Source organism: Streptomyces sp. BE303, assembly GCF_036290945.1.
Lineage (GTDB): Bacteria > Actinomycetota > Actinomycetes > Streptomycetales > Streptomycetaceae > Kitasatospora.
In genome coordinates this window covers 40,865-61,818 of the sequence record NZ_JAQYWZ010000605.1, presented here as the reverse complement: position 1 = coordinate 61,818, position 20,954 = coordinate 40,865, and the positions used below count along the sequence as shown (strand labels likewise).

18 protein-coding genes are annotated in these 20,954 nt (G+C 74.6%); 7 read left to right on the top strand and 11 right to left on the bottom strand.

The genetic code is table 11. The annotated features are described in order from the left end of the window. Nucleotides 1–83: 83 nt before the first annotated feature. Together PUR56_RS13790 and PUR56_RS13785 are read right to left on the bottom strand one after the other, a co-directional pair. Nucleotides 84–1,430: an FAD-binding oxidoreductase gene (locus PUR56_RS13790; protein ID WP_329949114.1), complete on the bottom strand. Its 1,347-nt coding sequence runs from the start codon at nucleotides 1,428–1,430 to the stop codon at nucleotides 84–86. 222 nt (nucleotides 1,431–1,652) lie between these two features. Continuing rightward, nucleotides 1,653–2,036 (bottom strand): VOC family protein, encoded by a 384-nt coding sequence (locus PUR56_RS13785; RefSeq protein WP_329949113.1) that lies wholly within the window; start codon nucleotides 2,034–2,036, stop codon nucleotides 1,653–1,655. A 117-nt stretch (nucleotides 2,037–2,153) separates the two neighbouring features. On the opposite strand from PUR56_RS13785, the gene PUR56_RS13780 reads away from it, so the two are divergent. The 7 genes from PUR56_RS13780 (at nucleotide 2,154) to pcaB (ending at nucleotide 10,781) form a co-directional block, all read left to right on the top strand. Then, the gene (locus PUR56_RS13780; protein ID WP_329949112.1) at nucleotides 2,154–2,888 is read left to right on the top strand and encodes a TetR/AcrR family transcriptional regulator; all 735 of its coding nucleotides are present in this window, start codon (nucleotides 2,154–2,156) and stop codon (nucleotides 2,886–2,888) included. 114 nt (nucleotides 2,889–3,002) lie between these two features. Beyond that, nucleotides 3,003–3,434, top strand: coding sequence for a GNAT family N-acetyltransferase (locus tag PUR56_RS13775; RefSeq protein WP_380355355.1), 432 nt, complete (start codon nucleotides 3,003–3,005; stop codon nucleotides 3,432–3,434). Nucleotides 3,435–3,640: 206 nt separating this feature from the next. Further along, nucleotides 3,641–4,183: an SRPBCC family protein gene (locus PUR56_RS13770; protein WP_380355347.1), complete on the top strand. Its 543-nt coding sequence runs from the start codon at nucleotides 3,641–3,643 to the stop codon at nucleotides 4,181–4,183. Between the two features lie 232 nt (nucleotides 4,184–4,415). Next, the gene (locus tag PUR56_RS13765; protein ID WP_329949110.1) at nucleotides 4,416–5,996 is read left to right on the top strand and encodes a class I adenylate-forming enzyme family protein; all 1,581 of its coding nucleotides are present in this window, start codon (nucleotides 4,416–4,418) and stop codon (nucleotides 5,994–5,996) included. Then, a complete protein-coding gene (locus PUR56_RS13760) occupies nucleotides 5,993–7,273 on the top strand; it encodes an FAD-dependent monooxygenase (protein ID WP_329949109.1) in 1,281 nt (426 codons plus the stop codon). The genes PUR56_RS13765 and PUR56_RS13760 overlap by 4 nt, the downstream gene beginning before the upstream one ends. Then, nucleotides 7,270–9,297 carry an FAD/NAD(P)-binding protein gene (locus PUR56_RS13755; protein ID WP_329949121.1) on the top strand — a complete coding sequence of 676 codons (2,028 nt, stop codon included), beginning with the start codon at nucleotides 7,270–7,272 and terminating at the stop codon, nucleotides 9,295–9,297. Before PUR56_RS13760 ends, PUR56_RS13755 begins: the two co-directional genes overlap by 4 nt. Next, entirely contained in the window at nucleotides 9,294–10,781 is a 1,488-nt protein-coding gene (pcaB, locus tag PUR56_RS13750; RefSeq protein WP_329949108.1) for a 3-carboxy-cis,cis-muconate cycloisomerase, read from the top strand. The genes PUR56_RS13755 and pcaB overlap by 4 nt, the downstream gene beginning before the upstream one ends. Nucleotides 10,782–10,928: 147 nt before the next feature. On the opposite strand, the gene PUR56_RS13745 is transcribed toward pcaB, so the two are convergent. The 9 genes from PUR56_RS13745 to PUR56_RS13705 all read right to left on the bottom strand — a co-directional run bounded on the left by PUR56_RS13745 (nucleotide 10,929) and on the right by PUR56_RS13705 (nucleotide 20,938). Beyond that, on the bottom strand, nucleotides 10,929–12,368 hold the full coding sequence (locus PUR56_RS13745) for an aldehyde dehydrogenase family protein (protein ID WP_329949107.1): 1,440 nt from the start codon (nucleotides 12,366–12,368) through the stop codon (nucleotides 10,929–10,931). Continuing rightward, a complete protein-coding gene (locus PUR56_RS13740) occupies nucleotides 12,368–13,480 on the bottom strand; it encodes a phenazine antibiotic biosynthesis protein (protein WP_329884539.1) in 1,113 nt (370 codons plus the stop codon). The genes PUR56_RS13745 and PUR56_RS13740 overlap by 1 nt, the downstream gene beginning before the upstream one ends. 23 nt (nucleotides 13,481–13,503) lie before the next feature. Then, nucleotides 13,504–13,929 carry a YybH family protein gene (locus PUR56_RS13735; RefSeq protein WP_329949106.1) on the bottom strand — a complete coding sequence of 142 codons (426 nt, stop codon included), beginning with the start codon at nucleotides 13,927–13,929 and terminating at the stop codon, nucleotides 13,504–13,506. 5 nt (nucleotides 13,930–13,934) lie between these two features. Next, nucleotides 13,935–14,738 carry an arylamine N-acetyltransferase family protein gene (locus PUR56_RS13730; protein WP_329949105.1) on the bottom strand — a complete coding sequence of 268 codons (804 nt, stop codon included), beginning with the start codon at nucleotides 14,736–14,738 and terminating at the stop codon, nucleotides 13,935–13,937. Nucleotides 14,739–14,855: 117 nt separating this feature from the next. Next, nucleotides 14,856–15,878, bottom strand: a complete 1,023-nt coding sequence (locus PUR56_RS13725) for a 3-oxoacyl-ACP synthase III family protein (protein WP_329884545.1) — start codon at nucleotides 15,876–15,878, stop codon at nucleotides 14,856–14,858. Nucleotides 15,879–15,922: 44 nt separating this feature from the next. Continuing rightward, nucleotides 15,923–17,980, bottom strand: coding sequence for an anthranilate synthase family protein (locus PUR56_RS13720; protein ID WP_329949104.1), 2,058 nt, complete (start codon nucleotides 17,978–17,980; stop codon nucleotides 15,923–15,925). Further along, nucleotides 17,977–18,744, bottom strand: a complete 768-nt coding sequence (locus tag PUR56_RS13715; RefSeq protein ID WP_329949103.1) for an isochorismatase family protein — start codon at nucleotides 18,742–18,744, stop codon at nucleotides 17,977–17,979. Before PUR56_RS13715 ends, PUR56_RS13720 begins: the two co-directional genes overlap by 4 nt. Continuing rightward, nucleotides 18,737–19,507: a 2,3-dihydro-2,3-dihydroxybenzoate dehydrogenase gene (locus PUR56_RS13710; protein ID WP_329949102.1), complete on the bottom strand. Its 771-nt coding sequence runs from the start codon at nucleotides 19,505–19,507 to the stop codon at nucleotides 18,737–18,739. Before PUR56_RS13710 ends, PUR56_RS13715 begins: the two co-directional genes overlap by 8 nt. Before the next feature lie 249 nt (nucleotides 19,508–19,756). Continuing rightward, the gene (locus PUR56_RS13705) at nucleotides 19,757–20,938 is read right to left on the bottom strand and encodes a 3-deoxy-7-phosphoheptulonate synthase (protein ID WP_329949101.1); all 1,182 of its coding nucleotides are present in this window, start codon (nucleotides 20,936–20,938) and stop codon (nucleotides 19,757–19,759) included. Between the last annotated feature and the right edge of the window lie 16 nt (nucleotides 20,939–20,954).

Sequence of the window (20,954 nt, the reverse complement as noted above, 5' to 3'; positions counted from 1 at the left end):
GGGGAAGGACGAGGAGAAACGTACGTCGTGGCGGCCGGACGTCGGCCGGCGGCACCGCGCGGCCGGACGTCGGGCGGCGGGCGTCAGGCGGCGGGCGGGATGTTGAAGTTCAGGCGGAAGAGGTTCCCCGGGTCGTAGACGGCCTTGAGTTCGGTGAGCCGCCGGTGGACGTCCTCGGGGTAGGCGGTGCGGACGGTCGCCGGGTCGGCGGCGTCGAAGCCGAAGAAGTTGGCGAAGGCCCCGCCGGTGGACCACGGGCCGAGGCGTTCGTGCAGGGTGCGGTGGGCGGCGCGCAGGTCGTCGAGCCGGCCCGGTTCGATCAGGCTGGTGGAGAAGGCGAGGTAGCCGGCGTCGCGGCCGCCGACCGCGTTCGGCACGGCCGGCTCGCGGGAGTAGGCGCCGCCCTGGAGACGGACCTCGACGATCAGCGGACTGTCCGTGTCCGGCCCGGCGAGGTCGAGGAGGGTGTCCACCGTCTCGGGGGCGAGTTCCCGCAGCGCGGTGTTGCGGTCGTACGCGGGGTGCGCGAACGGCGGTTCGTGGTGGATGGTGCCGGCGTCCTGGAACGGCAGCTCGCGCACGGTGTCGAGCAGCGGGGTGCCGAGGGCGCGCAGCGGCTTGACCAGGTCCTCGCCCTGGTCGGCGGGGCCGCTCCAGGCGACCCGGAGGACGGCGGCGTACCGGCCGCGGAGCGGTTCGGGCAGCACGGGCAGGTCGGGGTAGCGGATCAGCTGGGCGGAGGTGGCGAGCTCCTCGGGAACCGTCCGGCTCCACTCGGCCCAGCCGTGCAGCGCGGCGGCGGCGGACTCGGCGGGGAAGTAGAGGCCGCCCCCGAACAGGGTCGCGACCGGGACGAGGTCGATCTCCATGGCGACGACGACGCCGAAGTTGTCCTTGCCGCCGCGCAGGGCCCAGAACAGGTCGGGCTCGGTGTCGGGCGTGGCGGTGCGCAGCCGGCCGTCGGCGGTGACCACGTCGAGGCGGCGGACGTGGTCGGCGGCGTACCCGTAGCGGCGGCCGAGCAGGCCGATGCCGCCGCCGAGGGTGTAGCCGACCGCGCCGACGTCGGGGTTGGAGCCGCTGAGCGGGGCGAGGCCGTGCGGTGCGGCGGCGGCGAGCACCTCGTGCCAGCGGACGCCGGCCGCGAGGGTGGCGGTGCGGGCGTCCGGGTCGACCGTGACGCCCTTCAGCCCCGCCGTGCTGATGACGAGCTGGCCGTCGGTGGGGACGGAGATGCCGTGGCCGGTGGCGCGGACGGCGACCGCGAGGCCGTGCTCGTCGGCGTACCGGACGGCGGCCGCGACGTCGGCGGTGTCGGCGGCGGCCACCACCAGTGCGGGGTGGTGGTCCAACGCGAGGTTGTATCCGGTCCGTTGGGCGTCGTAGTCGTCATCGCCCGGCCGGTACACCGGCCCTGTGGTCTCGATCATGCCGGGAGGCTAACCCGGTCGCGGGCGGAGCAATCCCGTCCGCATCCGCTCTCTGTCAGGTCGGCCCGGAAGGCTTGTTGACGGAGCGTCACCATCGGCCGTGCGGGGAGGCCCCGGGAGGGGGCGGGCCGGGGTGGCCGCCCGCGACGAGGACCGTCGCGGGCGGCGGGACCCGGCCGCGGCCTCCCCCCGGGGCCGCGGCCGGGCCGTCCGTCGCGGGCCTCAGCGGCCGGCGTCGGAGGCGCGGGTCATGATCTCCAGGTTGTGGCCGCTGGGGTCCTCGAAGTAGGCGCCGCGCCCGCCGTACCAGTCGTTGGTGCGGCCGGCGTGGCGGTGGAACGGGTCGGCCCAGAAGGTGAGCCCGCGGGCCCTGACCCGGTCGAGGATCTCGTCGAACTCCGTGTCGTCGACCAGGAAGGCGTAGTGCCCGGTGGTGATCGGGCCGTCGACCCGCATGACGTCGAGCGCGACGTCGTTGCTGAGCCGGACGATCTGGAAGGGCTCGCTGTAGACCGGGTCGGCGAGGCCCAGGATGTCGGCGAGGAAGCGCGCGGACTCCTTGTCGTCGCGCGCCGGAACGATCGTGTGGTTCAGCTGAACGGCCATGGAACGCTTCCCTCCGGGTGGTTCTGGACGTGCCACCGAGCGTAGGACTTCAAGTCCGCTTCACCTCAAGCATGTCGTAAACTACACGATGTAGTGCACTGCAAGGAGGTTATTCCGATGGTCGAACAGACCGCGACGGCACCGGTTTCGGCCACGCCGGCCACGCCGGACGCCACGGCGGCCCAGGCCGCCCCGGCGACACCGGCCACTCAGGCCGCCGGTCACCGCGGCATGCCGGAGAAGCGGGTGGCCATCGCCCGCGCCGCGCGCACCGTGTTCGGCCGCGAGGGTTTCACCCGCACCAGCGTGGACGCCATCGCCGCCGAGGCCGGCGTCTCCAAGCGGACCATCTACAACCACTTCGCCGACAAGGAGCAGCTGTTCCAGTCGGTGATCCTGGAGGGCGCCTCCACGGTGGCCGCCACCCAGGCGAAGATCGCCGACCGCCACCTTCGGAAGATCGTCGACCTGCGCGGCGACCTGATCGACTTCGGCCTGGACCGGGTCGGGTCGCTGACCACCTTCGCCGAGCACTGGGCCCTGGTCCGGACGATCGAGGCCGAGGCCCTGCACATCCGCCCGGCCGTCCTGGAGGCCTGGCAGGAAGCCGGGCCCCGCGAGACGCACCGGGTGCTCACCCACTGGATGACCGAGTTCGCCGACCGCGGGCTGCTGCTGGTGCCGGACCCGGACGAGGCGGCCCGCCACCTCAACCTGCTGACCTTCATCGCCGTCGCCCAACCCACCTTCTACGGTGCGATCCCGATGCCGGCGGAACGGATCGCCGAGGTCGTGGCGAGCGGGGTGACGGCGTTCCTCAAGGTGTACCGCGCCACCGGAGCGACCACGTGACCGGACGGACCACGCCGACCGCTCGACCGCTCGACCGCTTCACCAGCACGTGAGCACGTGACCGCTTGACCGTTTGACCGCTTGACCGTCGAAGCCGCCAGGGGGGCCGCGCAGATGGAACTGACCGTCGTCGACGTCGTACCGGGAACGCCTGCGCTGACCCGCGACGTCGCACCGCTGATCGGCGCCCTGCGGCCGGCGCTCGGCCCGGACGGGTTCGTCGCGTTCGCCACCGAGGCGCACGGCCAGGGGCTGGTGTTCACGGCCGCGTACGACGCCCGCGGGCGCTGTCTGGCGGTGGCCGCGCACCGGGTGCTGGCCACCAGCCGGGGGCGGCTGTTCTTCGTCGACGACCTGGTGACCGCGCCCGAGGCCCGGTCGACCGGGGTCGGCGGGCGGCTCTTCGCGGTCCTCCGGGAGCGGGCCCGGGCCGCCGGCTGCGTGCGGATCGAGCTGGACTCGGGCACGGCCAACCACGGCGCGCACCGCTTCTACCACGCGCACCGGATGGCCGTGACCGCCCTGCACTTCGGCCTGGAGGTGTAGCCCGGCGGGTCGCGGCACAGGTGGCGGGGCAGGTCACGAGCCGCCCCGACCCGACCCGCCCCGACCCGCGTGCGCCGGGAGCGTACCGGGGCCGCCACCCGCCGCCCGACCGGCCGGCCGCTGATCTGTCAGGTCCACCACCGGACTTGACGGACCCGCCGGGCGACCTTTGACCCTCCCGCACGCCGCCGCCCAGGATTCCGGCCATGGGAGAAAACACCGCAGAAATCGCGCCCCTTTTCGCATCCCGCGCCGAGCTCCGGATTTCCGCCGGACCGGCCGAGGTCTATTCGGTGATCAGCGACCTCCCGCGCAGCGGCGAGTGGAGCCCGGAATGCCAGGGCGGCAGCTGGATCTCCGGCGAGCCCGGAGCGGTCGGTTCGGTGTTCCGCGGCGAGAACCTGCGCAGCCCGGACGTGGTCTCCTGGGCGCCGGTGGTCCGCGGCACCTGGTTCACCCACGCCGAGGTGCTCGCGGCCGACCCGGGCCGGACCTTCCGCTGGGCCATGCGGGACAGCGGCGGACGGGCCCAGGACAGCGTCTGGGCCTTCGACATCGAGGCCGACGGCGACGGCAGCCTGCTGGTGCACCACTTCAGGATGGGCACCGCCACCGAGGGGATCCGCGGGATCACCGCGGAGATGGACGCGGACGCGAAGCGTCGGTTCTTCGCCGAGTGGGGCGAGAAGGTGGCCGGGGACCTCGGCGTGACCCTGGAACGGATCAAGCAGGTCGTCGAGAAGGGCTGACGGAGCCCGGGTGCCGTTCGCGGCACATCCCGGCCGCCGACCCGACCGCCCGTCCCCGACACCCCGCCCGGTCGCTCACGGCAGCCTTCCCGGCCGCCTCCCCACACCCCTCCCGGCCGCCTTCCCGGCCGTCTCCGGCCTCCGTGTGTCTGTGCACACCTCTGAACAGCGCTTGAAATGCCTTTCGATCCCCCCCTGAAAGAAAACCCGAAACCCACGAGAGGGCGGAACGGTGCTACTTCAGCGCATTGCCAACCGGGGCATCCGGCTGGGCACGCTCTTCGAGCGGGCCGCCGTCCGGAACGGCGCGAACGTGGTGATCCTCGACCACGACCTCGACATCGCCCCCGACCTGGGGCGGCGGGCCACCGTCGCCGAGATCGCCGACCTGGTCGACGACTTCGCGTCCCGGCTCTGGGCCGCCGGGGTCCGCCCGGGCCGCCGGGTGGTGGTCTACAAGTCGAACAGCTTCGACATCACCCTGCTCGCCTGCGCGGTGGCGCGGACCGGCGGCGTCCCGGTGCTGCTGTCCCCGAAGCTGGACGGCGAGACCGTCGCCGAACTGATCCGCCGCACCGACGAGCCGTTCCTCGTCACCGACCAGGAGAAGCTCGAACAGGAGCTGCCCGCCGAGGTGTTCGGACTGGCGCACACCGTCCTGCTGACCAAGGGCGGCCACCCCGACGGGATCGGGCTGGCCGGGCTGGCCGGCTCGCCCCGGATCGCGCCGGTGACCATGCCGCCGGAGCACCCGACGCTGATCACCCACACCTCCGGCACCACCGGTACGCCCAAGCTGGCCGTCCACACCGGCCGGACCCTGGAGGCCCGGTACCGCCCGCAGGCGACCGTCGTCCGGCCGCTGGTCCCCGGCCGCGAGACGATCGCGATGCACGTCTCCTTCGTCCACTCGCGGCTGATCACCGCCCTGGCGATCTCGCTGTTCCGCGGCTTCCCGATCCTGGTGCTGGCCGATTCGGACCCCCGGCACGTCGGCGACCTGTTCGCCCGGCTGCGGCCGGGGATCCTGGAGGCGCACCCCAACTCCTTCATGGAGTGGGAGGAACTGGCCGAGGACCCGCGCCGCCCGCTGGCCAACGTCAAGCTGTTCTCCTCCACCTTCGACGCCATCCACCCGCGCACCGTGCAGACCATGCTGAACGCCTCGGCGCGCCGCGCCCCGGTGTTCGGCCAGCTGTACGGGCAGAGCGAGGTCGGTCCCGCGGTGGTCCGGTCCTTCTCGAAGCGGCGCGGCCCGGACGCGGACGGCCGGTGCGTGGGCATGCCGTTCCCGGGCTTCACCGACGTCCGGGTGGTCAGCCGGAACGGCGCGCCGCCGTCGGCCGAGAACCCGGGGTTCATCGAGGTGCGCAGCGACGGCCGGATCGTCACCTACCTCGGTGAGCAGGAGCGGTACGACAAGCAGGTCAACGACGGCTGGTGGCGGATGGGTGACGTCGGCTACCGCACCCGGTGGGGCTGTGTGCACCTGCTGGACCGCGAGGTCGACGTGATCGAGGGCTTCGGCTCCACGCTGGCGGCCGAGGACACCCTCTTCGCCCGGCTGGCCGACCTGGCCGAGGTGGTCATCATCCCCGGGCCGGACGGGCGGCCGGTCCCGGTCGTCTGCACCAAGGACGACCGCCCGCTCGACCGCACCGCCTGGCGGGCCGCGGCGGCGGGCCTGCCGCCGATGGCCGACCCGGTGCAGTGGAAGCTCGGCGAGCTGCCCGCCACCGCCACGACCAAGATCAAGCGGCTGGAGCTGGCCCGCCGGCTGGCAGCCGCCGAGGACGGCGGGGCGGGCCGATGAGCGCGCTCCCCGAACGGGACGGGCAGCCCCCGGCCGCGCCCCCCGACACGCTCCCCGGCGCCCCGGCGACCGTCGTCGTGGTCGGCGGCGGGATCGGCGGCCTGGCCACCGCCCTGGCGGTCAGCCGGGCCGGCCACCGGGCCGTCGTCCTGGAACGGGCCCCCGAGTTCGCCGAGATCGGGGCCGGCATCCAGATCGCCCCCAACGGCATCCTCGCGCTGGAGCGGCTCGGCCTCGGCGACGCCGTCCGGGCGGCCGGTGTCCACATGGCCGAACTCCGCTTCATGGACGGCGTGACCGGCGAGCACGTCACCAGCCTGACGCTCACCGAGCGCTACCGGCGGCGGTTCGGCAACCCGTACGTGGTGGTGCACCGCGCCGAACTGCACGGGCTGCTGCTGAAGGCCTGCCTGGCCGACGCGCGGATCGACCTGCGCGCCGCGACCGCCGTCACCGGCTACCGGCAGGACGGGCGCGGCGCCACGGCCCTGCTGGCCGGCGGCGGGACGGTCGCCGGGGACGCGCTGATCGGGGCGGACGGCATCCACTCGGCGGTCCGTGCCCAGCTGGTCGGCGACGGCGAGCCGAGGATCTCCGGGATCACCGTCTACCGGGCGATCGTCCCGATGGAGCGGGTGCCCGAGGAGCTGCGGCTGCCCACCTCGGTCACCTGGTGGGCGGGTCCGCACTGCCACTTCGTCCACTACCCGATCGCGGGCGGCGCCTTCCTCAACCTCGCCGCCTCCCGGGACAACGGCGCGACCGAGGCGATCGCCGGCGTGGCGGTCGGCGAGGAGCTGGTCCACGCCCAGCTGGCCGGTCTCACCGCGCCGGCCGCCCGCCGGCTGCTGGCCCTCGGCGAGGGCTGGCGCTCCTGGGTGCTGGTGGACCGCGACCCGGTGGACGGCTGGACCGACGGGCGGGTCGCGCTGCTCGGCGACGCCGCCCACCCGATGCTGCACTACGCGGCGCAGGGCGCCTGCCAGGCGCTGGAGGATGCCGTCCTGCTTGGCGAGTTGATGGTCCAGACCACCGAACTCACGGACACGCTCGAACGGTTCGCCGCCGAACGGCACGCCCGCACGGCGGCGATCCAGCGCGCGGCCCGCGAATCGGTCCGGCTCTGGCACCCGGCCGGGGAGGACGCGACGGCCCGCAACAAGCTGCTCGGCGGCCTCTCCGAGGACGAACTGCACGAGCACGTGGCCTGGATGCACGACATCCGGCCCTTTCCATCAATGGATCATCACAACTACGATGGCGAGCCGTGGGCATGATCGATCGCCATCTCCAGATCTGCGTCATCGGCGCAGGTCCGCGCGGCCTCTCGGTACTGGAGAGGCTCTGCGCCAACGAACGGAAGTCACCGGCCGGGTGCGCCGTCACCGTGCACGTCGTCGACCCTGCGGCGCCGGGGGCGGGCCGGGTCTGGCGCACCGACCAGTCCCGGCACCTGCTGATGAACACGGTCGCCTCGCAGATCACCGTCTACACGGACGACAGCGTCCGGGTGGAGGGGCCGATCGAACCCGGTCCGAGCCTCTACGAGTGGGCCACGTCCCTCTCCAAGGGCGAGCATCCGGGCGGGTACGACGAGCGGACCCTGGCCGAGGCCGCCGACCTCGGCCCCAACACCTACCCCACCCGGGCCTTCTACGGGCAGTACCTGAACGACGCCTTCCTCGCCGTGGTGGCCGGCGCCCCGCCGTCCATGACCATCCGCGTCCACCGCTCCCGGGCGGTCGCGATGGCCGACGCGCACGGCGTTCCCGGCGGGCCGCAGGGCGTCCGGCTGGAGGACGGCACCCGGCTCAACAAGCTGGACGCCATCGTGCTCGCCCAGGGGCACGTGTCGGCCCGGCTCACGCCCCGCGAGGCCCGCACCGCCAGCCTCGCGCGGATCCACCACCTGACCTACGTCACCCCCACCAACCCGGCCGACGTCCAGGTGGCCGTCCGGCCCGGTCAGACCGTGCTGCTGCGCGGCCTGGGCCTCAACTTCTTCGACCACATGGCGCTCTTCACCCTCGGCCGGGGCGGCCGCTTCGAACGGGTCGGCACCGGCCCCGCCGACGAACGCCGGCCGGGCGACGGGCAGCCGGGCGACGGGCAGCCGGAAGGCAGGCTGGTGTACCGGGCGTCCGGCACCGAGCCCCGGCTCTACGCCACCTCCCGGCGCGGCATCCCGTACCACGCGCGCGGCGAGAACGAGAAGGGCGCGTACGGCCGCTACCTGCCCCGGCTGCTCACCCCCGAGGTGATCGCCGAGCTCCGCGGACGCGCCCGCCGGGGCGAGCCCGCCCGGTTCGCCACCGACCTGTGGCCGCTGATCTCGCGCGAGGTGGAGTCCGTCTACTACGGCGCCCTGCTCACCGCGAGGGGGCGCGGCGCCGAGCGCGAGGAGTTCACCGACCGGTTCCTGACCACCGACGACCCGGCCGGGCTGCTCGACGCCCACGGTGTCGAGGAGTCCGGGCGGTGGAGCTGGGAGCGCCTCTCCCGGCCCTACGCCGGACGGGAGTTCGCCGACCGCGCGGAGTTCCGCGACTGGCTGCTCGACTACCTGCGCCAGGACGTCGCCGAGGCCCGGGCCGGCAACCTGAGCGGCCCGCTCAAGGCCGCCCTGGACGTGCTGCGCGACCTGCGCAACGAGGTCCGGCTCGCGGTCGACCACAGCGGCCTGGAGGGCAGCTCGCACCGCGACGACCTGGAGGGCTGGTACACCCCGCTGAACGCCTTCCTCTCGATCGGCCCGCCGACCGAGCGGATCGAGCAGCTGATCGCCCTGGTCGAGGCCGGGGTGCTGGAACTGCTCGGCCCGGGCACCGAGATCCGCATCGACCCGGTGGACCCGGCCTTCACGGCGCACTCCGCCACCGTGCCGGGGGAGCCGGTCCGGGCCTCCGTGCTGATCGAGGCCCGGCTGCCCGAACCCGACCTGCGGCGCACCGACGATCCGCTGCTGCGGCACCTGCTGGAGACCGAGCAGTGCACCACGTACCGGATCGACGGGGAGCACGGGAACGGCTACGAGACCGGCGGCCTCGCCGTCACCGAGCGGCCCTACCGGCTGCTGGACGCCCGCGGACGGGCGCACCCGCGCCGGTTCGCGTACGGCATACCGACCGAGTCGGTGCACTGGGTGACCGCCGCGGGCATCCGCCCCGGCGTCGACTCGGTGACCCTCGGCGACTCGGACGCGATCGCCCGCGCGGTGCTGGCCCTGCCGCTGGTGTCCGAGGTGCCGGCCGAGGTGCGGCCCCAACCGGCCGAGACCGACCTGAGAGGCGTCGTGATATGACGGACAGCCACCTTCCGCCGCAGGAATCCGCGGCGAACGGGACCGGACCGCAGGAGACCGGAGCGCAGGGGAGCGGACCGCACGGGACCGGAGCGGAGGCCGACCAGGACTCCGGACTGCTCTCCCCCGTCCGCGCCGGCACCCCGGTCGAGCGGGCCGTCGGCGACCGGGCCTGGCTCCAGGCCATGCTGGACGCCGAGGCCGCGCTGGCCCGCGCCCAGGCGGGGCTCGGCACCGTCCCCGTCCCGGCCGCCGCCGCGATCACCGCGGCCGCCCGGGCCGAACGGTTCGACCTCAGGGCGCTGGCCCTGGCCTCCCGGGAGACCGCCAACCCCGTCGTCGGGCTGGTCCAGGCGCTGACCCGGGTGGTCGCCGCCGAGGACCCGGCCGCCGCCGAGTACGTGCACCGCGGTTCGACCAGCCAGGACATCTTCGACACCGGCGCGATGCTGGTGGCGGCCCGGGCGCTGCGGCTGGTCCGGGCCGACCTGGACCGCACCGCCCGGGCGCTCGCCGCGCTGGCCGCCGAGCACCGGGACACCGTGCTGGCCGGACGCACCCTGGCCCTCCAGGCGGTGCCGACCACCTTCGGCCTCAAGGCTGCCGGCTGGCGCCAGCTGGTGCTGGACGCCGACCGGCGGCTGGCGGCCGTCCTGGCGGACGGTCTGCCCGTCTCCCTCGGCGGCGCCGCCGGCACGCTGGCCGGCTACCTGGAGTACGCCCGGCTGGACGGCCCGGACCCGGACGTCGACGCCGGTGCGTACCTCGACCGGCTGGTGGACGCGTTCGCCGCGGAGACCGGGCTGGCCCGCCCGGTGCTGCCCTGGCACGCGCTGCGCACCCCGATGGCCGACCTGGCCGCCGCCCTGGCCTTCACCGCCGGCGCGCTGGGCAAGATCGCGGTGGACGTGCAGTCGCTGACCCGGACCGAGGTCGGCGAGGTGGTCGAGCCGGCCGCGGCAGGCCGCGGAGCCTCCTCCGCGATGCCGCACAAGCGCAACCCGGTACTGGCCACCCTGCTGCGCAGCGCCGCGCTCCAGGTGCCGGTGCTGGCCGCCGGGCTGACCCAGTGCCTGGTGACCGAGGACGAGCGCTCCGGCGGCGCCTGGCACGCCGAGTGGCTGCTGCTGCGCGAGTGCCTGCGGCTGGCCGGCGGCGCCGCGCACACCTCGGTGGAGCTGGCCGAGGGGCTGCTCGTCCGGCCGGAGCGGATGCGGGCCAACCTCGGGCTCACCGGCGGGCAGCTGGTCTCCGAGCGGATCGCGGCCCGGCTGGCGCCGAAGCTCGGCAAGGCGGTGGCCAAGCAACTGCTCACCGAGGTCTCGCTGACGGCGGACCGGGAGGGCCGTGCGCTGGCCGACGTCCTCGTCGAACAGGCCGAACTGGCAGGCCGGTTCACCCCGGCGGAGATCGCCGAGCTGTGCGACCCGGCCGGTTACACCGGCGCGGCCGGCGCGCTGGTCGACCGGGCGGTCGGTTCCTGACCTCCCGCGACCGCACGGGAAGGCCCCCCGCTCCCGGGGGGCCTTCCCGTGCCCGCGTCCGCGTCGTCCCGCGGCCGCCCGGCACCCCGACCGCCCGGTACCGCGACTGCCCGGTGCCGTGACTGCCCGGTACCGCGTCCGCCGGGCTCAGTCCCGGATGACGGTCTTGGTCCGCATCAGGAACTCCCCCAGGTAGCCGTCGTGCGGCACCCCCGGCCGGAGCCAGTACGTCGGGTGGTCACCCCGGTAGACGTTGCTGATGCTCGGCTCCCGGAGCAGCCGGTCGAACAGCGCGTCGTCCCGGGTGATCGCGGTGAGCACCAGGGAGTTGCGCAGCGGCGCGACGCCCGCCTCCTGGCTCCACGGCGCCACCCAGACGCAGGGGAAGGCGAGCTCGATGCCCGCCTGCTCGGCGTCGGGCCGGTCCAGCTGGTGCACGGCGGGCCGCAGCACCGCGCTGCCGTCGCCGAGTTCGGCGACCACGCCGTCCCCGCCGAGCCAGGCCCGGGTGCCGGCCGCGCGGCGCAGCAGGAACGCCTCGATCGCCCGGGCCTCCGCCACCGGCTGCACGGAGAGCACCGCCTTCTCGTCCTCCGGCGGCAGGCTGGGGATGACGGCCAGCCGCTCGGCGATCGCCCGGGCGAGCGGCGCCGGGTCGCCCTCGATCAGGACGGCGGTGGCGTTGATGCAGGCGACGCCGCCCTGGTGGCTGATCGAGTCGACGATGGTGTCCAGGTGCGCGCGCCAGTCGGTGTCCGCGGTGACCAGGATCTTGGAACGGCCGGGGCCCTGCGGCAGGACGGTGCTGCCCGCGTACTTGCGGACCACCTCGTCGCCGCCGTAGACCATGCCGAGGTCGGCGCCGTTCAGGATCTCGTCGGCCGCCTCGTGGTCGGTGGGCAGCAGCATCACCTGGTCGGCGCCGAAGCCGGCCAGCCGCAGGGCGGTGACCAGCCGGTGCGGGGTGAGCGGCTCGCGCCGGGAGGGCCGGACGGCGACCCGGTAGCCGAGTGCCAGTGCCTCCAGCCAGAGTCCGTGCGGGCCCGGGTGGTTGCCGGCCGCGTGGACGGCGAAGACGTCGCCGCGCCTGGTCCAGACGGCGCTGCCGTCGAGGGTGGCGCCGTCCCGCCAGTCGCTCACCGAGCCGACCGGCTGGGCCCGGTGGGCGACCCAGCCGGCCTTCCCGGCCGAGTCGGCGATGGACCGGACGGCGTCGCGCACGACGCCGATCGGCACCCCGGAGACCCGGGCCACGGCCCGCTGGTAGGCGGGGAGGTCGAGGCCGTCGATGGTCGCCTCGGTGAAGATCCGCCCGGCCCGGGCCAGCGCGGCGAACCGCTCGGCGGCCGGCAGGGACTCGGCGGCGTGCAGCGCCCGCATCGCCCGGGTGACGAACAGCCTCGGTACGAGGCTGAGTTCGGCGAACGGCGCACCGGTGACGTCGGCGACGACGGTCCGCCGGCGGGCCCGGAAGGGCTCGCCGGGGCCGAGCGCGTCCAGTTGCAGGAGCCCGGCGGGCTCCGGGGGCACGTCCGCCCCGTGGGGCCCCGGCTCCCGGGACCCGGCGGGCTGCAGCGGTCCGGCCATCAGTAGACCCCCTCGATCACGGTCTCGTTGTCGAACTCCCGGACCGGGGCGATGTCCGCCACCGAGTCGCCGAGCTGCCCGGGCAGCGGGGCGATCCTGGTGCCGAGGTCACGCTCCAGGTTGTTGGGCATCAGCAGGCTCTTGGAGACGTGGTGCATGACCACCTGGCCGCGTTCGCCGAAGTCGACCGTCCGGCCGGTCTCCGGGTCGATCACGCCGAAGCTCATGTACGGCGAGTACGGGTCGTAGACGCAGGGGTCGTCGTCGGTCAGCCCGTGCCGCTCGCTGGCGTTGCCGAGGATCATGGTCGAGCCGTAGCCGCTGTAGAGCACGGCGTCGGGGAAGATCTCGGTGCGGTACAGGTGGCGGGTGTCCGGGTCCATCTGGGTGCCGACCCAGTTGATCGCCCGGACCTTCTCGCCCACGAGCTTGGCGAGGCCGTCCCGGCGGGCGATCCGCTCCAGGACGGGCGGGGTGCACATCAGCACCCCGACGTCCTGGGTCTCCAGCAGGTAGGCGACCTGGTCGACGATGTGCTCGGCGTACGCGCCGGCCTCGGCGGCCCTGCCGTCGGAGATCAGCTTCTTCACCCAGCGCGGGTCGAGGTCGACGGTGAACGAGAGGCCGCCCCGGTAGGCGGTCTGGGCCTTGATGACGTCACCGACCATGTGCGGGCCGGTGGGCGCGACGACCAGCCAGTTGACGCCCTGCGGCACGCCGTGGCCGTCGAGCTGGGCGCTGGACCAGCCGAGCAGCCGGTCCAGCCAGTCGCGCAGCAGCACGATCCGCTTGGGCGCGCCGGTGGTGCCGCCGCTCTCGTAGACGCCGAGCACGTCGGGGCGGTCGCCGTAGCCGCGCGGGACGAGGTCCTCGACACGGGCGGTGCGCAGTTCGTTGGCGAGGTTGGGGAACTTCGCGAGGTCGGCGTGGGTGCGGACCTCGGTGAGCGGGTCGAAGCCGAGGGAGCCGGCCCTGGACAGCCAGAACGGGGAGCCGGTCGCGGGCGAGAAGTGCCAGCGCATGGCGGCGCGCAGGTACTCCTCGGGGTCGGGCACGGCGTCGAACGGGAGGTCCAGCACCGGGTCGGCGGCGGGATCGTCGACAGGAGACACAGCGGTCCTTCCAGGGGTGGGGTTCAGCGGTCGGTGCCGGGCGGGTTGTCGATGGCGTAGCGCCAGCGGCCGTCGGCGCCGCGCCGGGCGACGTCGGTGGCGGTGCCCTCGGACCGGAACGGCCCGTCCGGCCCCTCGCCCTCGATCAGGTAGTCGCCGATCAGCAGGGCGAGGTCGCCGTTCTCGTAGCAGTGCCGGAGGGTGATCCGGATCGGCAGGCCGAGGGCGAGGAAGCGGCCGGTCGCGGCGCGCCGGTCGTCGCCGGTCAGCGGGGTGCCGGGCCGGTCGACGAGGACCGCGCCGGGCTCGAAGAGCTCCTCGACGGCCGCCCGGTCGCCGGTGTTGAAGGCCGCGACGAAGGCGGCCGGCAACCGCGCCGGATCGGTGGGCGCCGGGTGCACCGGCTGCGCCGGTCGCCCGGTCGCGGTGCGGGGTTCGCTGGTGGTCATGGCGGTCATCCCGTCTGGACGCCGGCGGTGACGCCGCCGCCCGGCTGGTCGGGCAGCCGGTCCAGGCTGAACCCGAAGTGGGTCTTGTACGCCTCCAGGACGGCGGCGTCGCCGACGAACTCCTCGGTGGAGCGGTCGCTGCCGGCGACCGTGGAGAGCTGGTTGCCCTTGAGGGTGATCCGGCCGTCCTCGGTCCGCAGCGAGCAGAACACGTCCTGCAGGAAGGGGGATTCGGGCGCGGTGCGGTACCACCAGAGGGTCGGCCGGAAGTCCTCGATGCGCACCGGGCGGTCCTCCAGGCGGTACAGCGGCTTGCCGTTGAGCAGGACGTCGAAGCCGCCGCCCTCGACGTCGGCGAGCTGGAAGTCGCCGTCCGGGTCGTGCTGGACCTCGCGGGAGGCCAGCCGGAGCGGGCGCCGGCTGTTGCGGCCGAAGCCGGTGTCGACGAGCCACTGCTCGCCGTCGACGGTGACCCGCAGGGCCAGGTGGCACAGGGCCGCGCCGAGCGTGCCGCCGGGCCGGTGGACCCGGCCGGGGAGGATCTCGACCTGGTAGCCGAGGGCGGTGAGCAGGAACGAGAGGGCCGGGTTGACCTCGTAGCAGCCGCCGCCGCGGCGCTGGCGGACGATCTTGTCGAGGACCTGCTCGTCCATGTGGATCGGCTCGTCGAGGTGGTAGCCGAGGTTCTCGAACGGCACGGACAGCACGTGCCGCTCCTGGATGCGGGTGAGCGCGTCGAGGTCGGCCCGCTCGGGCCGTTCGGCGCCGATCCGGGCGAGGTACGCGTCCACCATGGCGTCGTCCAGCACGGTGATCTCCTTGTCGGTCGTTCGGTCGAACCGGGTGGGAAGGTGCGGGCGGTACGGACGGGGGGTGCTGAGGGGGGTGCTGAGGGGGAGAGCGGGGGCCGGCCCGGGCCGGGGCCGTCACCAGCGCAGCAGGGCGAGGCCGATCGCCATGCCGCCGCCGAAGCCGGCCAGCAGCACCAGGTCCCCGGGGGCGAACCGGCCGGCCCGGGCGGCCCGGTCGAGGGTGACGGCGATCGAGGCCGAGCCGGTGTTGCCGTACTCCTCGACCGTGGTGCACGTCCGTCCGACGGGGATGCCGAGCCGGTCGGCCAGGTCGGCGAGCAGCAGCCCGTTGGCCTGGTGCGGGACGAAGCCCGCCAGGTCCCCGGGGGCGACCCCGGCGTCGGCCAGGAAGGACCGGACCGCCTCCGGGAGCCGGGTCTCGACGAACTCGCGCACGCCGCGGCCGTCCATCCGGAACCAGTGCAGGCCCTGGGCGAGGGTGTCGGCGCTGGCGGGCAGCCGGCTGCCCCCGGCCGGGACGCCGATCAGTCCGCGGTCGGCGCCGAACCCGGCCAGCCGCCCGGCGAGCAGGCCCCGGCCGGGTGCCGGGGCCGGGCCGAGCACCACCGCGCCGGCTCCGTCGCCGAACAGCACCGCGGTCCGGCGGTCGGTGGGGTCGAGGATCCGCGAGTAGACGTCGGTGCCGACCACCAGCGCGTACCCGGGGGCGGCGTCGCCGAGCATCCGTTCGGCGGCGGTGAGGGCGAAGACGAAGCCACTGCAGACCGCGTTGACGTCGAAGGCCGCGGTGCCGGGGGCGGCGCCGAGCCGGTCGGCGACCACGCTGGCGGTCGGCGGCTGCGGGGAGTCGGGGGTGGAGGTGGCGACCATGATCAGCGCGAGGTCGGCCGGGTCCACCCCGGCGTCCGCCAGCGCCGCCCGGCCGGCCGCCACCGCGAGGTCGCTGGCGGCCTGGTCGGGCCCGGCGCGGCGGCGCCGGACGATTCCGGTCTTCCGGGCGATCCATTCCCCGGTGACACCGGCCGGGGCGGCGGCCTCGGAATTGCTCACCACCCGGGCCGGCAGGTACGAGCCGGTTCCCAGGACGGCGACTCCCGTGTGCGTGCGACCCTTCCCGGGAATTCCCGTCGTTATCATCCTTGTCCCCTCGATCGGATCGGACACCGGGCTCCGACGCATCGTCAGGCGCCGGGAATGGACGGGCCGTAGGAGCCGGTGCCCGCCCGCAGGACGGACCCCGGATCGGCCGGGACGGACGGGGCGGACGGGGCGGACGGGCCGCCCAGCACGTGGGCGATCAGGTCGCCGATGATCCGCACGCCGTCGCGGGTGAGCACCGACTCGGCGTGGAACTGCACCGAGGCGAAGTGCGGGCCGCGCAGCGCGTGCACCTCCCCGGTGGCGGCGTCCCGGGCGACCCGGACGGCGCCGCCGGGCACGGTGAACGTCCCCTCCGGCCCCGTTCCCCCGGTCCAGGAGGCGGCGAAGGTGTTGTAGAAGCCGACCCGCTCACCGGCGCCGAAGAGGTCGATCTCCCGCTGGACGCCCTGGTTGGGCGTCTCCCGGCGGACCAGCGGCAGCCCGAGTTCCGCGCAGAGCACCTGGTGGCTCAGGCAGACCGCCAGGAACGGCCGCCGCTCGGCGAGGAACTCCTTCACCCGGGAGCGGAGATGGGCGATCTTCGGGTGGGCGGTGTCCCGCGGGTCGCCGGGCCCGGGGCCCAGCACCACCAGGTCGACCCCGTCCGGCGCGTACGGCCGGTCGAACCGCCGGACGTCGACGTCGAGGCCGAGCGCCCGCAACTGGTGGTCGATCATCGCGGTGAAGGTGTCCTCGGCGTCCACCACCAGCACCTGGCGGCCGGCCAGCTCGGCGCGGGCGAAGGACCGCTCGACGGAGCGCTCGAAGGACCCCTCTCCGTCGTCGGCGAGCCAGAACCCGGCCAGCGTGCGGTTACGCCCGGCCAGCGCCTGCCGGACGCTCGGATGCGCGCCGAACCGGCCCCGGCCGCCGTCCTCCAGCGCGGCGAGCAGCCCGGCCGCCTTGGCCCTGGTCTCGGCCACCTCGGAGTCCGGGTCGGAGTGGCGGACCAGTGTCGCGCCGACGCCGATCCGCAGCCGGCCGGCCGCGTCGATGTCGGCGGTGCGGATCAGGATGCCCGAGTCCAACGCCCGCGCGCCCTCCGCGTCACGGCCGATCAGGGCGACCACTCCGCTGTAGTAACCCCGGCCCCCCGGTTCGTACTTGGCGATCACCCGGGCGGCGGACTCCAGCGGGCTCCCGGTCACCGTCGGCGCGAACAGCGTCTCGCGCAGCACCTCGCGCGGGTCCCGGTCGGTCCGGCCCTCGATGAAGTACTCGGTGTGCGCGAGCCGGGCCATCTCCTTCAGGTACGGGCCGACCACCCGGCCGCCCGTCGTGCAGATCCGGGCCATCATCTTGAGCTCCTCGTCGACCACCATGAAGAGCTCCTCGGCCTCCTTGCGGTCGGCCAGGAAGTCCATCAGGCCGTCGAGGTCGGGGCCCCGCTCCGGGTACCGGTAGGTGCCGCTGATCGGGTTCATCACCGCCCGCCCGCCGTGCACGCTGATGTGTCGCTCGGGGGTGGCGCCGACCAGCGTCCGCTCCCCGGTGTGCACCGCGAAGGTCCAGTAGGCGCCGGTCTCCCGCTGGAGCAGCCGGCGGAACAGGGTGAGTGCGGCGGCCGGGGTGTAGCCGGTGATCTCGGCGACGAACGAGCGCTTGACCACGAAGTTGGCGCCCGTCCCCTCGCCGATCTCCTCGCCGATCACCCGGCGGACGGTCTCCGCGTACTCCTCGTCGTCGGCGTCGAAACGACCGCCGGCCAGCGTGATCGGCACGTCGGGGAGGCGGGCGAACAGTTCGGCGAGCGGCAGGACGGCCTGCTCGGTGACGGTCAGCGCGAGCAGTGGGGTGCCGTCGTCGGGCGCCTCGAAGCCGCGCTCGGCGATCTGCCGGTAGGGGACCAGCGCCAGCACTTCGTGGCGCTTCCCCGCAGTCTCCCCGGCCCCGGCCCCGGCCCCGGCCGGTCCGGCGCGGCGGGCGGGGTCGGCGGGGTCGGCGGGGTCGGCGGGCAGCGGGAGGTCCGCCAGGGTGGCCGGTTCGGAGACCTCGCCGACCAGCAGGTCGACCAGGCCCGGCCCGGTCGCCTCCGGGCGGTGCAGCAGCGCGAAGGCCGGCGGGTGCTCGGCCAGCACCCGGTCCAGCAGCTCGCTCATCGGGTCACCGCCCCGGCCGTCGACGGGTCCGGGCTCGACGGGTCCGGGCTCGACGGGTCCGGGCTCGACGGGTCCACGGAGGCCCGGTCCGCGGACGACGGGCCACCCGTCACCGAGTCCCCGGTCACCGCGTCCGCGGTCAGCACCACGGCGCAGCGCCGGGCCGCGTACTCCAGGGCCATCCGGTGGTCCTCGGCCGTGAAGTCGGCCACCGCGTCGGCCACCAGGAAGGTCTGGATGTCGTTGGTGAACGCCTCGACGGCCGTCATCAGCACCCCGACGTGCGCGTACACGCCGCAGAGCACCAGCTGGTCCCGGCCGGCGGCCCGCAGCCGCGCCAGCAGGTCGTTGTTGAAGAAGGCGCTGTACCGCCACTTGGTGACCAGCCAGTCGGTCGGTCCCGGGGCGAGCCGGTCGACGATCTCCCGGTCCGCGGGGGCGGCCTGCATCCCCGGGCCCCAGAAGTCGGCCAGCAGGCCGCGCTGTTCGGGGGTCATGCCGCCCGGCTGCGCGGTGTAGGCCACCGGCACGTCGTGCGCGCGGGCCCAGTCCCGGAGCCGGACGGCGTTGGCGAGCAGCGGGCCGTCCTCGCCGAACGGCGCGAGGAAGTAGCGCTGCATGTCGTGCACGAGCAGGACCGCGCGGTCCGGATCGAGCGTCCAGCCGGCCGTGTTGGCGGGCAGGTCGGCCGCGGTGGGCAGCGGGTAGGGGGCGATCGCCGGGAGGCCCGGCCGCCGCGCCGGAGTGGGGAGGCCATTACGCACCGAGCCCGGCACCCCCGTCCACCGTGAGGTCGTGCAGGGTGATGTGGCCGGCCTCGTCGGAGAGCAGGAAGACGACGGCGTGCGCGACGTCCTCCGGCTCGGCGAGCTTGCCGAGCGGGATGCCGACCCGGTACGCGTCCGGCCGGCCCTCCAGGGTGCTGGCACGGCCGCTGTCGTCGTGCCACATGGAGCTGAGCATCGGGGTGTCGGTGGAGCCCGGCGCCACCAGGTTGCAGCGGATGCCGTACCGGGCGACCTCCAGGCCGAGGCTCTTGGTGAAGAGGGTCGCCGCGGCCTTGGAGGCCGCGTAGGCGGCCATCTCGCTGCGCGGGGTGGTGGCGGCGTTGGAGGCCACCGTGACGATCGCGCCGCTCCGGCGCGGGATCATCCGGTTGACCACGGCGCGGGAGACCCGGAAGACGCCGTCGGCGTTGACCGAGAAGGTGCTGTGCCAGTCCTCGTCGGTGAAGTCGCGGACCTCGCCGAGCCGGAGCACACCGGCGGTGTTGACCAGGTAGTCGAGCGGGCCGAGCCGCCGTTCGGCGGTGTCGACGGCCTCCTCGACGGAGGCGCTGTCGGTGACGTCGGCGGGGATCGCCACGACGGTGAGGCCCTCGGCGGTCAGTTTGCCGGCCAGCTCGGCGAGTCGACCGGCGTCCCGGTCGACGGCGGCGACGAGGACGCCGCGAGCGGCCAGGGCCCGGGCCACGGCGGCGCCGATGCCGCCGGCCGCGCCGGTGATGAGTGCCACCTTGTTCTGCATGTGCCAGACCTCCCTGGGGTCGGCCCGGGGGTGCGGGCCGGCAGTGTGGGTTGGGGGTTGTGCACGGTCGGACGGGACGGACCCGGGTCGGGTCCGCACCGGATCGGGTGGTGCGGGACAGCTGCTGCGGAACAGCTGCGGGGCAGGTCGTTCGGGACAGGTCGTTCGGGACAGGTGGTGCCGGACAGTGGTGCGGGGCGTGCGGGGCGGGCCGGACGGAACGGGGCGGGGCCCGTTGCCGTGCCCGGGTCAGGCCCGCCAGGCGGACACCACGGCGATGGCCTGGCCGGGGTTGAGCCGCGGATCGCAGAAGCTCGTGTACTTGTCACCGACCCGGCCGAGCCCGGTCTCGTCGTCGGCGCATTCGGTGACGTCGTCGGGCGTGGTCTCCAGGTGCAGGCCCCCGGCGGTGCCGCCCTCGGCACGGACCGCCTGCTGGAAGGCCTCGACCTCGCGGACGACGGTCTCCACCAGACGGGTCTTGAGGCCGTCGGGCCGGCTGAAGGTGTTGCCGTGCATCGGGTCGGTCAGCCAGACCACCGGGTGGCCGGCGGCCCGCACGGCCCGGACCAGCCCGGGGAGGACCCCGGCGACGCGGTCGGCGCCCAGCCGGGCGATCAGGGTGAGCCGGCCGGGTTCGCGGCCGGGGTCGAGCAGGGCGCAGAGCCGGAGCAGCTCGTCCGGGGTCGTGGTCGGGCCGACCTTGCAGCCGACCGGGTTGACCACCCGGGCGAGCAGCGCGACGTGGGCGCCGTCGGGCTGGCGCGTGCGTTCGCCGATCCACGGGAAGTGCGTGGAGGCGAGCAGCGGCCGGCCCTCGTCGTCGCGGCGGAGCAGCGGCAGTTCGTAGTCGAGCAGCAGCGCCTCGTGGCTGGTCCACACCGGAGGGCAGGCCGCGGAGGGTTCGCCGGGGGCGAGCCGGCCGAGGTGGACCATGGTCTGCCGGGCGGCGTCGTAGCCGGTCAGCAGGCGGCGCGGGTCCGGGGTGCGCTGGGCCGGGTCGGGCTCCGGGCCGTTGACCATGTGGCCCCGGTAGACGAGTAGTTCGACGCCGTCGCAGAGTTCGGTGGGGTGCGAGCGGGGCTTGGCGAACTGGCCCGCGATCCGGCCGATCCGGACCACCGGACGGTGGGTGGTGATCTTCAGGAGGCCGGCCAGCGCGTCCAGCAGGCCGGCCTTGCGGGCGACGTCCCCCGCGGTGCACTCCTGGGGGTCCTCGGCGCAGTCCCCGGCCTGGAGCACCTGTGCACGGCCCTCGGCGACCTGGCCGAGCAGGGCGCGCAGCCGGTGCACGTCGGCGGCCGACACGAGGGCGGGCCTTTCGGCCAACTCCTTTTTGACAGAATCGAGTTCGACGGAATTCGGCCAGTCCGGCTGCTGTCTTGCGGGGCGGCCGGCGAGCTGGCCCACGAGCAGGTTGTCCACTGACATCTCCATCACGGGTTGG

What these genes read in the sequence shown, in the direction of transcription:
- PUR56_RS13790 (WP_329949114.1), bottom strand. Translation starts at nt 1,430, where the DNA reads ATGATCGAGACCACAGGGCCGGTGTACCGGCCGGGCGATGACGACTAC.
- PUR56_RS13785 (WP_329949113.1), bottom strand. Translation starts at nt 2,036, where the DNA reads ATGGCCGTTCAGCTGAACCACACGATCGTTCCGGCGCGCGACGACAAG.
- PUR56_RS13780 (WP_329949112.1), top strand. Translation starts at nt 2,154, where the DNA reads ATGGTCGAACAGACCGCGACGGCACCGGTTTCGGCCACGCCGGCCACG.
- PUR56_RS13775 (WP_380355355.1), top strand. Translation starts at nt 3,003, where the DNA reads ATGGAACTGACCGTCGTCGACGTCGTACCGGGAACGCCTGCGCTGACC.
- PUR56_RS13770 (WP_380355347.1), top strand. Translation starts at nt 3,641, where the DNA reads ATGGGAGAAAACACCGCAGAAATCGCGCCCCTTTTCGCATCCCGCGCC.
- PUR56_RS13760 (WP_329949109.1), top strand. Translation starts at nt 5,993, where the DNA reads ATGAGCGCGCTCCCCGAACGGGACGGGCAGCCCCCGGCCGCGCCCCCC.
- PUR56_RS13755 (WP_329949121.1), top strand. Translation starts at nt 7,270, where the DNA reads ATGATCGATCGCCATCTCCAGATCTGCGTCATCGGCGCAGGTCCGCGC.
- pcaB (WP_329949108.1), top strand. Translation starts at nt 9,294, where the DNA reads ATGACGGACAGCCACCTTCCGCCGCAGGAATCCGCGGCGAACGGGACC.
- PUR56_RS13745 (WP_329949107.1), bottom strand. Translation starts at nt 12,368, where the DNA reads ATGGCCGGACCGCTGCAGCCCGCCGGGTCCCGGGAGCCGGGGCCCCAC.
- PUR56_RS13735 (WP_329949106.1), bottom strand. Translation starts at nt 13,929, where the DNA reads ATGACCACCAGCGAACCCCGCACCGCGACCGGGCGACCGGCGCAGCCG.
- PUR56_RS13725 (WP_329884545.1), bottom strand. Translation starts at nt 15,878, where the DNA reads ATGATAACGACGGGAATTCCCGGGAAGGGTCGCACGCACACGGGAGTC.
- PUR56_RS13720 (WP_329949104.1), bottom strand. Translation starts at nt 17,980, where the DNA reads ATGAGCGAGCTGCTGGACCGGGTGCTGGCCGAGCACCCGCCGGCCTTC.
- PUR56_RS13710 (WP_329949102.1), bottom strand. Translation starts at nt 19,507, where the DNA reads ATGCAGAACAAGGTGGCACTCATCACCGGCGCGGCCGGCGGCATCGGC.
- PUR56_RS13705 (WP_329949101.1), bottom strand. Translation starts at nt 20,938, where the DNA reads ATGTCAGTGGACAACCTGCTCGTGGGCCAGCTCGCCGGCCGCCCCGCA.